11 protein-coding genes are annotated in these 16,185 nt (G+C 26.3%); 8 read left to right on the forward strand and 3 right to left on the reverse strand.

Features of this window, described 5'->3' with window-relative positions; all coding sequences use genetic code 11:
- The first annotated feature begins 224 nt into the window (after positions 1 to 224).
- From rnr to smpB, 5 genes are all read left to right on the forward strand, one after another.
- Entirely contained in the window at positions 225 to 2,363 is a 2,139-nt protein-coding gene (gene rnr, locus AC07E4_RS13655) for a ribonuclease R (protein ID WP_478216683.1), read from the forward strand.
- Positions 2,364 to 2,627: 264 nt separating this feature from the next.
- On the forward strand, positions 2,628 to 3,842 hold the full coding sequence (locus AC07E4_RS13660; protein ID WP_478216684.1) for a DUF6385 domain-containing protein: 1,215 nt from the start codon (positions 2,628 to 2,630) through the stop codon (positions 3,840 to 3,842).
- A 150-nt stretch (positions 3,843 to 3,992) separates the two neighbouring features.
- Positions 3,993 to 5,753: a glycosyltransferase gene (locus tag AC07E4_RS13665; protein WP_478216685.1), complete on the forward strand. Its 1,761-nt coding sequence runs from the start codon at positions 3,993 to 3,995 to the stop codon at positions 5,751 to 5,753.
- 127 nt (positions 5,754 to 5,880) lie between these two features.
- Positions 5,881 to 6,366, forward strand: coding sequence for a hypothetical protein (locus AC07E4_RS13670; protein ID WP_040329109.1), 486 nt, complete (start codon positions 5,881 to 5,883; stop codon positions 6,364 to 6,366).
- A 492-nt stretch (positions 6,367 to 6,858) separates the two neighbouring features.
- A complete protein-coding gene (smpB, locus tag AC07E4_RS13675; RefSeq protein WP_040329107.1) occupies positions 6,859 to 7,332 on the forward strand; it encodes an SsrA-binding protein SmpB in 474 nt (157 codons plus the stop codon).
- Positions 7,333 to 7,379: 47 nt separating this feature from the next.
- Here smpB and AC07E4_RS13680 read toward each other — a convergent pair whose 3' ends face one another.
- The 3 genes from AC07E4_RS13680 to AC07E4_RS13690 all read right to left on the reverse strand — a co-directional run bounded on the left by AC07E4_RS13680 (position 7,380) and on the right by AC07E4_RS13690 (position 10,644).
- Positions 7,380 to 8,558, reverse strand: a complete 1,179-nt coding sequence (locus AC07E4_RS13680; RefSeq protein ID WP_478216686.1) for an amidase domain-containing protein — start codon at positions 8,556 to 8,558, stop codon at positions 7,380 to 7,382.
- 231 nt (positions 8,559 to 8,789) lie between these two features.
- Positions 8,790 to 9,290, reverse strand: coding sequence for a flavodoxin family protein BilS (gene bilS, locus AC07E4_RS13685; protein WP_040329104.1), 501 nt, complete (start codon positions 9,288 to 9,290; stop codon positions 8,790 to 8,792).
- Between the two features lies 1 nt (position 9,291).
- On the reverse strand, positions 9,292 to 10,644 hold the full coding sequence (locus AC07E4_RS13690) for an MATE family efflux transporter (RefSeq protein ID WP_478216687.1): 1,353 nt from the start codon (positions 10,642 to 10,644) through the stop codon (positions 9,292 to 9,294).
- A gap of 855 nt (positions 10,645 to 11,499) precedes the next feature.
- On the opposite strand from AC07E4_RS13690, the gene AC07E4_RS13695 reads away from it, so the two are divergent.
- The 3 genes from AC07E4_RS13695 to AC07E4_RS13705 all read left to right on the forward strand — a co-directional run bounded on the left by AC07E4_RS13695 (position 11,500) and on the right by AC07E4_RS13705 (position 16,164).
- Positions 11,500 to 13,884: a cation-translocating P-type ATPase gene (locus AC07E4_RS13695; RefSeq protein ID WP_051540388.1), complete on the forward strand. Its 2,385-nt coding sequence runs from the start codon at positions 11,500 to 11,502 to the stop codon at positions 13,882 to 13,884.
- Positions 13,885 to 14,075: 191 nt separating this feature from the next.
- Positions 14,076 to 14,771: a response regulator transcription factor gene (locus AC07E4_RS13700; RefSeq protein ID WP_478216688.1), complete on the forward strand. Its 696-nt coding sequence runs from the start codon at positions 14,076 to 14,078 to the stop codon at positions 14,769 to 14,771.
- The gene (locus AC07E4_RS13705; RefSeq protein WP_478216689.1) at positions 14,758 to 16,164 is read left to right on the forward strand and encodes a HAMP domain-containing sensor histidine kinase; all 1,407 of its coding nucleotides are present in this window, start codon (positions 14,758 to 14,760) and stop codon (positions 16,162 to 16,164) included. The genes AC07E4_RS13700 and AC07E4_RS13705 overlap by 14 nt, the downstream gene beginning before the upstream one ends.
- Positions 16,165 to 16,185: the final 21 nt, after the last annotated feature.

Here is a 16,185-nt window from a genome sequence, read left to right on the forward strand (position 1 = left end):
TGTATGTCCATAATTTTCAATGTATAAATTAAAATGATATTTTGGAACATATATATAAGAAACTAATTTGTATATTAATTTATTTGCACTTTATACTGGAGTTAAGTATAAAGTAATAAAAAAGTAAATTTAAAATAGATTTTATAACATATGATAGAATTGAATAAATTAAAGATAGTATAAGGTTTTGATGTTTTAGTAAAAACATTGTTAAGGAGGAGATTATGAATATAAGAGAAGTTTTGTTAAGCTTCATGAATGAACCAGCGTATAGACCTATGATGGTTCAAGAATTAGCTAAAATTTTTGGTATAACTAAAAGAGATATGAAAGATTTTCAAAAAATAATAGATAGTATGGTTCAAGATGGTCAAATTGCAAGTAATGAATCAGGAAGATATGGAATAACTAGCAACATGGGTTTAGTAACAGGTATATTTCAATCACATCAAAAGGGATTCGGTTTTGTAATATTGGAAGAAGATAAACCAGATATATTTATACCAGCATCAAATGTAAATACAGCAATGAATGGAGATAAAGTATTAGTTAAAATTTTAAAAAATGAAAACAATGGTAAAAAGTGTGAAGGATTTATAGAGAGTATTATTGATAGAAAAAATAAAACAGTTGTAGGATTATATCAAGACAGTAAAAGTTTTGGATTTGTAGTTCCATCAGATAATAAAATGACAAAGGATATATTTATACCAAAGGGAAAAAGAAATGGAGCTAAGACAGGTCAAATAGTTGTAGTAGAAATACTTAAATGGCCAGATGAAAATAAGAAAGCAGAAGGTAAAATTATAGAAGTTTTAGGATATAGTGATGAAAGAGGCGTAGATATCTTAACTGTAATTAGAAAGTTTAATCTTCCAGAAGAATTTCCTTTTGCAGTAGAAAAAGAAGCTGTTGAGATAGATGAAAATATCAATAAAGATGAATATAAGAGAAGAAGAGATTTAAGAGACTTAAAAATAGTTACTATTGATGGTGAGGATGCAAAAGATTTAGATGATGCAGTATCAATAGAAGTTCTTGAGAATGGAAACTATAAATTAGGAGTTCATATTGCTGATGTATCACATTATGTTAAAGAAAATTCTAATTTAGATAAAGAAGCCTTTAAAAGAGGAAATTCAGTATATTTAATTGACAGGGTTATACCTATGTTACCTAGAAAATTATCTAATGGTGTATGTAGTTTAAATCCAAGAGTAGATAGATTAACTTTAAGTTGTGTTATGGAAATAGATCATAATGGAAAAGTTGTTGATCATGAAATATTTGAATCTATAATAAAAACTAATGAGAGAATGACATATACAGATGTAACAAAGATATTAAGAGATAAAGATGAAGAAACTATAAAGAAATATGATTATTTACTTGAAGAGTTTCAAAATATGGAAAAGTTATTTAATATTTTAAATAAGAGAAGAATGGACAGAGGAACTATAGATTTTGAATTTGAAGAAGCAAAAATAATATTAGATGATAAGGGAAAACCTGTAAAGATAGAACCTTATGAAAGAGCTGTATCAAATAGAATTATAGAAGAGTTTATGCTTGTTGCAAATGAAACAGTAGCGGAGCATATGTTTTGGTTAAATGTTCCTTTTGTTTATAGAATTCATGAAGATCCAAATGAAGAAAAGCTTATGAACTTTAATGAATTTGTACACAATCTAGGATGCTTTGTAAAACATACAGGTGAAATTCATCCAAGGGTTCTTCAAGAAATTTTAGAAAAAGTAAAAGGTAAAAAAGAGGAACATGTAGTTAGTAGATTACTGCTTCGTTCCATGATGAAAGCTAGATATGCACCACAATGTACAGGTCACTTTGGATTAGCTGCTAAGTATTATTGTCACTTTACTTCACCAATTAGAAGATATGCAGATTTAACTATTCATAGAATAATTAAAGAATATTTAAATGGTGGAATTAGTGATAAGAGAGAGAAAAAACTTAATAAAATAGTAGATAAAGCATCTAATCAGGCATCAGATACAGAAAGAATAGCAATAGAAGCTGAAAGAGAAGTTGATGACTTAAAGAAAGCTGAATATATGGCAGATAAAATTGGCGAAAAATTTGAAGGGATTATTTCATCAGTTACAAATTTTGGTATATTCATAGAATTACCAAATACAGTAGAAGGTCTTGTTCATATAACTGATTTAAAAGATGATTATTATATATATGATGAAAAAAATATACAACTTATGGGTGAAAGAACTAAAAACATATACAGATTAGGTGATGATGTTAAAGTTGTATGTACTAGAGTTAGTATAGAAAATCGTGAAGTTTACTTTGAAATTGTAGAAGAAAAAGATGATGAAGAAATAGAAGAATAAATATATAAAATAAGGCATAAAATGACTCAAATAGCATTTTATTGCCTTATTTTTTATGTGGGAAATTAATTTTATTTTATATAGCCAATTGTATTTGTTGTGCATATGATAAAGTGTAGCTATATAGAGAAAAAACGATATTCTTGTATAGTTTTGTTTAAATAATAATATTTATGTAAATAAAAATATAAGGTTTGAATTATTATTTTAAACCTTATATTTAGTTAATATAGCTATAAATAAATATAAGATAAGGTGAAATATATGGCTAATAATCTTGTTTTTAATAATGTTGCATCTAGATTAATGGTTTTAGCATATGGTACTGATAATATTGGTGATAGCCATCCATTGTTGACAGATAACAGCGGAGCTTTACAAGTTAATATACAAAACACATCAGTATCAGTAACTGGAACAGTTTCTGTAGATGGAACAATACCTGTTACAGGTAATTTATCAATAACAGGAACAGTGCCAGTAACAGGAACAGTGCAAGTAGCAGAGCTAACACAAGGTACAGTAACAGTATCAGGCGGAAGCATAGTAGTTAGTAATACACCATCAGTGAATGTAGCAAATACAGTACCGGTAACAGGCACAGTACAAGTAGCAGAGTTAACACAAGGTACAGTAACAGTATCAGGTGGAAGTATAGCAATTAGTAATGCTCCATCAGTAAATGTAGCAAATACAGTACCAGTAACAGGCATAGTACAAGTAGCAGAATTAACACAAGGTACAGTAACAGTATCAGGTGGAAGTATAGCAATTAGTAATGCTCCATCAGTAAATGTAACAAATACAATACCAGTAACAGGTACAGTACAAGTAGCAAGCGGAAGCGTAGATATAACAAATACACCATCAGTAAATGTAGATAATACAGTATCAGTAACAGGTATAGTACAAGTATCACAAGTAACACAAGGTACAGTAACAGTAGCAGGTGGAAGTATAGCAATTAGTAATGCTCCATCAGTAAATGTAGCAAATACAGTACCAGTAACAGGCACAGTACAAGTAGCAAGCGGAAGTGTAGATATTACAAATACACCATCAGTAAAAGTAGATAATACAGTATCAGTAACAGGTATAGTACAAGTGTCACAATTAACACAAGGTACAGTAACAGTAGCAGGTGGAACAATAAATATTGGATACACTACAGTAAGTTCAACTATAAGTGTAACAGCAGCAAGTGGAACAGGTACAACTTTAGTTCAAGATGTATCAGCTCTTAATGATTATTCTTATTTTGTTTATAACAAAGGTAGTAATCCAGTAATTCTTCATATTGAAATTTCTCCAACAAACGTAAATGGAAACTATACAGGCTATGACCAAGCAACAGTGACAGTAGCAGGGGGGAGCTCAGCGGTAGTAATACCTTCTACAATATATGGAAACTATGCAAGATTGGCTTATAATGCAGGTCTTTTACCAGTGACATTTGATGTCTATTATGTAGGAAGATAATTAAATTAAGTAATTTTTTTAAGTAGAGAATTTTTAAATTTGGCGTATGAATTGACATTTTATTTTTATAATGACGTATAGAAAACTATACGTCATTTACCAAATTAAAAATGAGATTATTTATAAGTAATATATAAGGGGTATTTGATAATGGAAAAGAAAAAAACTGTAAGTTTAGGTATGATAGTTAAAAATGAAGAAAGATTTTTGCGAAAGTGCTTAGAAAGTGTACAGGATTTAGTTGATGAACTAATAATTGTAGATACGGGTTCAGAAGATAAAACAATAGAAATTGCAGAGTCTTTTAATGCTAAGATATATCATTATAAATGGGATAATAATTTTGCTAATGCAAGAAATGTGTATGTGGAGAATGCTACAAAAGATTGGATATTAGTATTAGATGGTGATGATGTTTTTGAAAGAGAAGATATAGAGAAATTTATAGAGATTGTAAATACATCTGAAAAAGATGGTCACTATTTTAAAACACTAAGTCTTATAAATGAAAATGATAAAAAAAACTTTTCATATAATTTAAATTTAAGACTTTTAAGGAATAATGGAAAGTATAAATATAATGGAGCTATACATGAACAAGTGATTAGTAAAGAAGGAGTCACTGATTATTCTAAATTTGTAAATGAAGATATTAGAATATATCATTTAGGGTATATTCAATCAGTTATAGATGAAAAGCAAAAAAGACAAAGAAATATGACATTAATAAATGAAGAATTAAAAAAAGATCCATTTAATCCTTTTCAAAACTTTAATATGGCAGTTGAATATTATGCAATGATTGACTTAGAAAATGCATTAAAACATTTTAATACTGCATACAATGTCATGAATCCAAGTGAAGGTTATGGCAACAAATTAATATTAAGAAGAATAATGTTATTATTTGATATGAAGAAGTATGAAGAGGCTATTAAAGGCATTGAGGAAGGAATAGGTTTTTTCCCTGATTTTACAGAGTTATATTTTTACAAAGCATTAACACTAGCAAAACAGAAAAAATATACTTTAGCAATTAAAGAATATGAAAAGTGTATAAATATGGGTGAAGCACCAATTCATTTAAGATTTATAAATGGAGCTTCTACATTTAGAGCTTATTATGAATTAGGAAATATTTATTTTAAATTAGAAGATTATGATGAAGCTATAAAAAACTTTGAAAAGTCTTTAGAATCAAATAAGGAAAATTGGGGACAATATTTTAATATTGCAAAATGTTATGATAAAGCACTTGGAAAAGAAAAAACAATAGATAAACTGAAAAGCATTTTTGATTTAAATGATGTAAATAATATGACGTTATTTATAATTATAATTACTGAACTTAAATATTATGAAGAGGCACTACAATATAGTTTAGATCAAAATCAAAAAGTAGCAACAGATATATTAATAGATGTATTATCTAAAATTTTGATATATTTAAATAAACCAGAAAGGGCATATTATCAATTAATAAGAATGCCCAAAGAATCACCTTACTTTAATGATTCAAAAGCATATATAATTCTTATAAAAATTATTACCAATAAGTTAATTTTAGATGAAGACTTTGAAGTAATTAATGATGAAAATAAAAAAGCTGCAATTAAACTTATATATGATTTATGTGCAGGAAATAAGATTGAAAAAGAATTTGATGAACCTATATTAAAGGAAAGTATAAATCTATTACAAGTTTTAATAAGGGCAAATGAATTTGAATTGTTTGAAAAGGCAGTAGAATCATTAAATTATATAAATAGCAAAAATTGTCTATTAGAATTAGCTAAATTATATGAAAGAAATGGATATACACCTATGGCTTTAGAGGAGATTATAAGGTCATTAAAGGAATTTGACAAACTTGATGAAGAGAGTATAGATATTTTATACTTTAATATATAAATTTAACATTATAAAAATATAAGTAATATATGATATTTAAAATATCAAATTATATTTGTTAGGCATATAATAATATATAGTTATATAAAAATATATAGCTATTAAATAATGATATAAGGTGAAGCATATGGCTAATACTATTGTTTTTAATGATGTGGCTTCCAAGTTGATGATTTTAGCAAATGGAATTAATGATAGTGGAGTATCAACACCTATTAAAGTAACAAGTAATGGTATAGTACAAGTAAATGTAAGTAATTCAGCAACAGTTATAGTAGGTGGATATTTTCAAACGTACACCACTTGGGATTTTACTGCAACAAGTAGTGAAGGTGTAGCTGGAACTGTTAATATTGGACAACTTAAAGATTACTCATATTTTGTATATTCTAATATAAATGAAACAGCAACATTAACTATAGAATTGACAGCAGAGCCAGGACTTCCAAATGGAACTTATACAGAAGATTTAAATTCACGAAAAGTATTAATCGATAATGGACAGGGAATACTTGAGTCTAATCTATATGGTGCATATGCAAGAGTTAGATATGAAATTCCAAGCACTGTAAGTTCTGCATTGTTTAGCATTGAATTTGTTGGACGTTCATAAAAAAGGAAAATGCCTATTAAAAAGTTATTATATAATTATTTTGTGACATATAAAATTACGTTTTATATGTCACATGTTATATTTAATATTATGAAACTATGTAGAGTTCTAATTTGAAAAATGAAATTACTCTTATTTAAGTTGAGAATTCTAATTAATTTAATTAAAAATGGAAAATTGAAAGTTGAAAGTGAATGTAAAAATTGGATTTCCAATTTTAAAGAATGATTTTTTATTAAATTTGCAGAGCAAATTAGTTAAAAACAATATAAAAATGGCAATAACCTATAAGATTAATAGTATCATTTGAGAAAGAGATTACTTTGAATTTGAGATTGGAATCATATAAATTAGACTATGTGTTATAATTATATTGTAAATTATAACTTAAAGTTGGAAATGATATAGTATATGAAGTGATTTTTTGTTAAAATATCGTTAATGAGAAATAGAATTTATGTTTTCTTATTTTAGGAAAAAGAAGGTGTAAAAATGGCTAATAAAAGAAAAGAAAATAAAACATTAGTTGAAAATAGAAAAGCAAGGCATGATTATTTTGTTGAAGAAGGAATGGAAGCTGGAATAGAGCTTGTTGGAACAGAAGTTAAATCAATAAGAGCTGGAAAAGCAAATGTTAAAGAATGTTATGCAGAAATTAGAAATGGTGAAGTGTTTATAGTTGGAATGCATATAAGTCCTTATGAACAAGGAAATATTTTTAATGTAGATCCATTAAGAGATAGAAAATTACTTCTACATAAAGAAGAAATAAGAAGGTTATCAGGACTTATTCAACAAGAAGGTCTTACATTAATTCCATTAGCACTTTATTTAAAGGATGGAAGAGTAAAGGTTAATCTTGGAGTGTGTAGAGGTAAAAAGAATTACGATAAGAGAGATGCAATGCTTGAAAAAGCACACAAGAGGGAAATTGATAGACAGTTAAAAGAAAGAATGAGATACTAAGACAAAAAAGCTTTAAAGCATAATAAATGCTTTAAGGCTTTTGTTTACTATTTTATATGAATTAAATGAAATAAAATGTTATCATCACCCCAACCTAAATCAAATGGAACATGATATCTATCAACAGTGTGTGAATTTATTAATGGATAACCATGATTATCAAAATCTGTTATAATAGCTGTATGATCAATGTCATTTCCTTTTGCATATGAGATTACATCACCAGGAGCAAGCTTATTTATAGTTATATCATCATTGGGAGAATAATTATTAACAATGTCTTTAAAAGTTCCTTTTTGTAGTAGTGTTCCTCTACCACCATAAACAAAATAATTTCTAAAGGCATCAGCATTTACCCATGCAGGAGAATAATCAGAATGGATATTGTCTTTAGTTAATGTATACCACGTAAAATCTTTTTTTAAATTTCCAGCGTTTACGTCACCTAAACATTGAGATACATAATTTGTACAATTTCCTCCAGCACCAGTAAAATTAATATATTTATTGTTATATTTATCTGTATTTTGGCTTAATGAGGGTACTCCAGAAAATTTATCAGCATACTCAATAGCTTTTAATCGATTATATGTATCAGTGGAATTAATAACAACATTTTCATAGTTTATATTTGAAAAATCAAATATTTGTTTTGTTGGAGATGGTAGTAATAATTCAGAATAATTTCCATCATAAGATTTTAAGGCATCTTCAAAGCAATCTAAATACCAATCTTTATTGATTATTAAATCATTTTTCGTATTTATAAGATCAATCATATGAAATAAATTTATTCCAAAGATATTCTCAGTAGGGTTTTCATCAGAATCATATACATATTTAAAAATCCATTCTTCATCAACTCTAAAATTCGCCCCAGTAGAAGAAATATTCATGTTTTTAAATATTACATTAGAATTAATACTTGTAAATGTTATGCCCCTTTGAGAAGCCCAATCTCTAAGATATTTTATTCGTCGAACTTCATGGTCAAGAGCATATCGTCCATCCTCAACAGAGGTATTGTATTTTGAAGCAATAGAACTAATGTTACCATTAAAAATAGATTGATTTCTAGAATTAAAGTGATTATTAATATAAGTTTCTATATGTTGAAAAGATGGTGCATTTTGTGCAAAACATACACTTGTATTGCATAAAATTACGGAAATAATAAAAAACACCACAAAGTAAATCCATAAATTAGATAGAAAAAATTTTTTCATAAATCTGCTCCTTCGATAAATTTATAAATATTTTATAAACTTGAAAATAAGATACTTTCTCAAATATTTTAAATAACTTTAAGTATTAATTTAAGAATATCTTAATTAGTAAAATTATAAGTTTAAAATGAAATTTAAAACCTATAGTATAGTATTTGAAGTTTTAAGATTTTTATTAATAATAAATATAAAAAAAAGGATTTCAATTAAAAAATTGAAATCCATTATTTATTATAACAAAGATTTTATAAAATTTTTTGCGTTTAAAATATCAATATCATCAGGATGGGTACTGGCATTTTTATGATTTTCAATTTGAGCTTTGGCATGTTCATCGCTAGGATTTGTTTTAAGTAACTCTTTATATCTTTCAGTTAATTTAGGATTAATTTTTCCTTGACATAAAAAGTGTCCGAGCAATTTATTAGAGTTATCTAAAAGAGATTCCACCTTGAGTTTTATTTTATCATAGTAGGCACCAGAATCTTTAGCCCCTAAAGTGCCAAATAGAATTACATTTTTATTAGTTAAATTTTCTAAAATTAGTTTAGAATTAGTATCACAAAGCCCCTTATCAACCCAATATCCAACTAAGATAGTATCATAATTATCACAGTTAATACTAGAATTTGATTCAAAAATATCTTTTGAGCTAGTTATTTCATCATAAATAGCATAAGCAATTTTTTTTGTATTACCAGTTAATGAAGAATATAAAACTAAACAATTCACTTTATTTCGCCACCTTTATATAATTTTGTTTATTACACTTAATTATAAACTTTTTATATAACATAAAACCTAAAATATCGGCAAGTCCCCAACCAATAGGTATAGACCACCAAATTCCACTTGCCCCTAATGATGTAGAAGAAAGAATATATGCAAGTAATACTCTTGTTCCTAAAGATACTATAGTTAAAATTATAGAGATTTTCAATAGTCCAAGGCCTCTATATAAACCATAAAACATAAACAAAAATCCTATTAAAACATAAAATATTGCAACAACAGATATATATTCTATTCCAAGTGATATAACGGAAGTTTCATGTTTATCAACAAATAATAACATTATTTGCTTTGAAAATACAAGGATTAATGTTGAAGTAATAAAGCAAAATATAATGATAGTTTTAATAGAGCTTTTTACTCCAAGTTTTATTCTGTCAATTTTTTCAGCACCTTTATTTTGAGCAACAAAAGTAGAAAATGCATTTCCAAAATCTTGTACAGGCATATATGCAATAGAATCTATTTTTACTCCTGCTGCAAAAGCTGCCATTACAGTAGAACCAAAGGTATTAACTAGACCTTGTACAATTAGTATCCCAAAATTCATAATGGATTGTTGAAGGGCAGTTAATGTAGAATATTTAATAACTGATTTTAATGTATCTTTATGAACTTTTATACATTTTCTATCAAATCTTAAAAAATCTAATTTTATATAAGTATAAATAATGCTTATAAAATCAGATACAGCTTGTGCAATTACTGTAGCTATAGCAACACCCTTAATTCCTAAATTAAACTTTATAACAAAAAGTAGGTCTAAAACTATGTTGATTATTGAAGCTATGATTAAAAAATATAAGGGGCGTTTAGAATCTCCAATGGCTCTAAGTAGAGATGTAGATAAATTATAGATATATGTAAATATTAATCCAAGTAAAATAATTATTAAATACTCTTTTGAATCATTAATAAGTTCTAAAGGCATATTAAACAATAAAAGAATAGAATCTATGAAATATAAGGAGAGTACCATTAAAAAAATAGTAATACACCCTATAAAAATAAATGATAAAAATGTAGTTTCTTTAAATTTATCAAAATCCTTAGATCCATAAAATTGAGATAGAATAATACCAACACCCATAGATAAACCAATTATAATTGAATTTATAAAGACAATTATAGCAAAAGATGAACCTACTGATGCTAATGCATCTGCTCCTATAAATTTTCCAACTACAATAGAATCAACTAAATTATATACTTGTTGAAATATATTTCCTAGAATCATAGGTAGTGCAAATTTTAAAATTCTTTTATTAATATTTCCTTCTGTCATATCAATCATAAAAATAACCTCACAAATTTATATTAAATTTATTCTATCATACAATATATGTAAAAAGAACAAATGTATTGAAATATAATTAAGATATTAAAAAGGCTTATATTTCAAAAATGTAAGGTAAATTTAATGTTATTGTATCTTTTATTTAAGGTTAAAACTGTATAATTAGAAATAAGAAAGCATTTATAAAAAAATATATAATCTTAAGAATTTCTTAATATTTATATTAATATGTTTTTAAGAATTTATGATTAATATAGATATATAAGGTTTTAATATGGAAAGAAAAATTAAAAATAATGAATAAAATAAAATATTAACTTGAAATTTTATGTAGGAATCCAAATTAAAACTTTAAGTTATTCATGTTTAAGTTGAGAATCTAATTAATTTAATTGAAAATTGAAACTGAATGTAAAAATTGGATTTCCAATTTTAAAGAATGATTTTCTATTAGATTTACAAAGCAAATTATTTAAACACAATATAAAACGTAGTTTTTATGTATTTCTATTTTAAATATTAGGAATGAAATGAGTAATATTAACCATAACTGTCAATTGTAAATTTTCAATTGTCAACTGGTTCCAAATATAAATATAGCAATAAATCGTAAGCTTAGTAGTATCATTTGAGGAAGCTATTATTTTAAATTTTAGCTTGGAACCCTATAATATTGGGGAAAAAGTTAAAATAATTTATAATTTGGAATTTATAGGATATACTATATACTTAAGGTTACATATTATGCAATAAATTCAAATAAGTTATTAACTATAAAATGCAATTAAAAAAAATCTATGAAGTTATTATTTTAGATAGATATTAAACGGATATGGGAATAGAGGTGTTATTATGGAAAGCAATATGAGGATAAAAGGTCTTACCACTGAAGAAGTAAAAATTAGAGTGTGTAAGGGTAATGTAAATACAATACCTAAGCCACCTTCTCGTACATTAGGACAAATTCTTAGAGCCAATATATTTACTAGTTATAATATGATTAATTTAAGTCTTGCAGTAGTAGTGCTTTTAGCAGGATCATTTAAAAATGCTTTTTTTGCAATAATAGTAATTGCAAATATAATAGTTGGAGCATTTCAAGAGTTAAAAGCAAAAAAAATACTTGAAAAATTATCAGTTATAAGTGAAAAAAGGGTTGAAGCATTAAGAAATGATAGTTTAAATGATATAAATGTACAAGAGATAGTTTTAGATGATATTTTAAGATTACGAGCAGGGGAACAAATATTAGTAGACTGTGAAATGGTTAAAGATAATGAAATAGAAGTAGATGAATCTATGATTACTGGTGAAACAGATCCAATACTGAAAACAAAAGGTGACAAATTGTTATCAGGAAGTTTTGTAACATCAGGAATGACGTATGCAAAAGTTATAGCAATTGGTCAAAACACATATGCAGCAAAACTTGCTAATGAAGCTAAAAAGTTTAAAGTTATAAATTCAAAGTTACAAAAAGATATAAATAAGATATTTAAAACTATTATGTGGATTGTGTTTCCAATTGCAATATTACTAATTGGAAGTCAGTTATTAAATGGAAGAGGAAGTTTAGAAGATTCTATAATGGGTGCGGTTTCAGGTGTAATTGGTATGATTCCAGAAGGACTTGTACTATTAACAAGCACAACATTTATGCTTGCAGTTATGAGACTTGCAAAGTGGAAAACTTTAGTTCAAGAATTGCCAGCAACAGAGGTATTAGCAAGGGTAGATGTTTTATGTTTAGATAAAACAGGAACTATAACTAAAGGTGATTTAAAGGTAAGTGAAATTTTAACTATAGGAAAAGAAAAAAAAGAAAAAATAGAAGAGATAATTGCAGCAATTTCACATAGTTTTAATACATCTAATCAAACAGATAAAGCAATTTTAGAGAGATTTAATGATAATCCTCATCTTAAGATAAAAAACAAGATAGCATTTTCATCTAAAAGAAAGTGGAAAGCAATAGAAGTTGAAAATGATGGTGTATGGGTTTTAGGTGCACCTGAAATGATACTTAAAGATAGGTATAGTGAGATAGCAGAAAGTGTTGAAAATGAAGCTAAAAAAGGTAATAGAGTAATTCTTTTAGCTAAGGTTAATGGGGTACTAAGTGATAACTTAGAAGGAGAAGTAACAAAAGAAGCATTAATAGTTATTGAGGATATAATAAGGGAAAATGCAGAGGAAGCTATAAAATATTTCAAGAAACAAGATGTTGGAATAAAGATAATATCAGGAGATAATCCAGTAACAGTATCAGCTATAGCTAAAAAGGTTGGAATTGAAAATGCTGAAAGTTATGTAGATGCAAAAGACTTGCCAGAAGACGAAGAAGAATTTAATAAGATGGTGGAGAAAACTTGTGTTTTTGGAAGAGTAACACCACATCAGAAGAAAAGAATAGTTCTTGGATTAAAGGCTAATAAACACACTGTTGCAATGACAGGTGATGGTGTTAATGATGTTTTAGCATTAAAAGAATCAGATTGTGGAATTGCTATGGCTGAGGGGGCAGATGCAACTAAGTCAGTAGCACAACTTGTTCTTATGAATTCAGATTTTACAGCGCTTCCACATGTAGTTTCAGAAGGAAGACAACTTATAAATAATTTAGAAAAAGTATCAGAATTGTTCTTAACTAAGACAGTATATTTTATAATATTAGCAGTGGTATTTGCTCTTATTAGATTGCCATACCCAATGATACCTATACAAATGACACTTTTAGGTAGTTTAACTATTGGTATACCATCATTCTTTTTATCAATGTCACCAAATAAAGATATGATAAAAGAAGGGTTCTTAAAAAGGGTAATGAAAGTTGCAATTCCAAATGGAGCATTAATAGGAATAAGTACAATAATTATGTTTATTATAGGACATTATACTGGAGCATCACTAGAAGAATGTAGAACACTTGCAGTAGCAACATTTGGTACATTAAGTATGGTTGTTTTATTAAAGGTAGCTACACCACTAAATTTATATAGATTAATTATAGTTGCTTCAATGAGTATATTATTTGCTATATCTTTTATGATACCTTTTGTAAGAAAGTTTTTTGTAATAGATACAATTCAAAGCCGTTATATGCTAATTATTTTTGGAATAGCATCAATCACAACAATAGTAATGATATTAATATCAAAATTTGCAAAAACTACAGTAAGGGAAAAGACAATTTCAAATTGCATAAAAAATAAAAAAGAATTAACAAGAGAAATGTAAGATAGAATAAAGCACATAATTATTTGATGTGCTTTATTTTTTATGTAAAATCCACAAGATTTCAACAACACCTTCTGTGGTAGGGATTTCAACAATACCTTTTGTAGGCGAGGTTTCAACCTTGTAAAACATTATTGTAATTTTAAAATTTAAAAATTATTATATAATTGTAGATAAGTGAGGTGTTTTATGTGGATAAAAAAATTTTAATTGTTGATGATAATGAAGATATTTGCATAACAGTAAAGGAATATTTAGAGCTATATGGTTACTCAGTAGAAACTGCTGAAAGTGCTGTAAAAGCATTAAGTATTATAAACAATCCCTTTGATTTAATTATATTAGATATAATGATGGAAGGGATGGATGGATTAGAACTTTGTAATATGATAAGAGAAAAAATAGCATGTCCAATTATATTTGTTAGTGCAAAAACATTAGAAGAAGATAAAATAGAAGCACTTTCAGTTGGGGGAGATGATTATATTACAAAACCATTCAGTTTAAAAGAATTAAAGGCTAGAGTTGAGTGTCATATAAGAAGAGAGGAAAGAATAAGAAATAAGAAAACTTATATATTAAGTTCTGGCAATGTAGTTATAGATATAAATGCAAAGGAAGTTTTATGTAATAGTGAAAAACTACAATTAACCAAAAATGAATATAAAATAGTAAAACTTTTAATTACTAATAAAAATTTAGTATTTTCAAAGGAAAAGATATTTGAAAATGTTTGGGGGTTAGATTCAGAGAGTTATCTAGACACTGTTACAGAAAGTATAAAAAATATAAGAAAAAAGATAAAAGCTATAGATAAAGATATGTCATATATTACAACTGTTTATGGCTTAGGTTATAAATGGGAGATAAAAAATGAAAAAAAATAAAACACTAAAAAGGCAATTTTATATGTTAGTACTTAAAGTATGTATGTTTACAGCTGTAGCATCTATTGCAACATACATAGCATTATTTTCATGGATAGCTATTGATAATAAAGGGAAATATGCAGATTATTATGTAAGAATTTTAGATGATATAGAAGACAGTATAAAGAATAATGAAAGTGCTATATTAGATGGAAACATAATAGATTTAAATAAATACAATAAAGATGTAAAAGGAGAAGTTGTTGATATAAATGGAAAACATTTATATGGAGAAAATAAAGTTTTAAGAAGTGATACCATAGTTATTAATAATATAAATCAAGAAGAAGTAGTTGATAATTATGTTTATAGATATGTACCAATTAGAAGCGACAATTCAATAAAAGGTGTATATGTGCTAAAAGCTCCTTTTGGATATGTAATTAATAATTTTAGTGATAGGCCAGTAACAACAATTGTATATATGGTTATGTTATTTACTCCATTAATTTATTTTGCACTATTTTTAGTGTTATTTACATCAAAATTGTATAAATATATGGCTAATAATATAAATGTTTTATTAAATGGTGCAGAAAGTGTTTCAAATGGAAACTTCAATTTCGAAATGAAGGGAATAAAGGGTGTTGAATTTAGTAAAATTCAAGATGCTTTTAATGTAATGATAAATACTATAAAAGAAAATATAGATAATTTAACAAAACTTGATAATGAGAGAAGAATGATGGTTTCATCTATAGCTCATGATATAAGAACTCCAATAACAGTTATAAAAACACAGCTTGAACTTGTGGATGATTTAAAGGATAGGAAAGATTTTAACATGAATAAGCATAGTAAAATTATAAATAAAAATTGTGATAGGATGACTATGCTAACTGATAATCTTTCATTATTATATAAAGTTGAAAATACAGATTTTTTATTGAAAAATGAAAATGTAAATTTGAAAAAGTTACTTTATGAAAAAATAACAGAAGTAAAATATGAGGCTAATAAAAATAATATAGAAGTTAATTTAGAAACAAATCTTGAAAAAGACAATTATATGTTAGATGAGTCTATGATAATTAGAGTACTTAATAATATTATTTATAATAGTTTAAGATTTACAAAAAAAGGAGAAATAAATCTTTCAGTATATAGTGAAGGTGATAAAATAAATTTTAAATGTAGCGATACAGGAAGTGGATTTAAACAAAAAGATACTGAAAAATTATTTACTGCATTTTATCAAGATGAAGACTATAAAAATCATTTTGGATTAGGTCTTTATATAGCAAAAAAGATTGTTAATAACTATAATGGACAAATAAAGGCATACAATAATTTGAGTGGTGGAGCAACTGTTGAATTTTATATAAAAGAATTAAATAACATTAAGGTTTAATAGAGGAGAAATTTTTCTTCT

The organism is Clostridium amazonense (assembly GCF_056431285.1).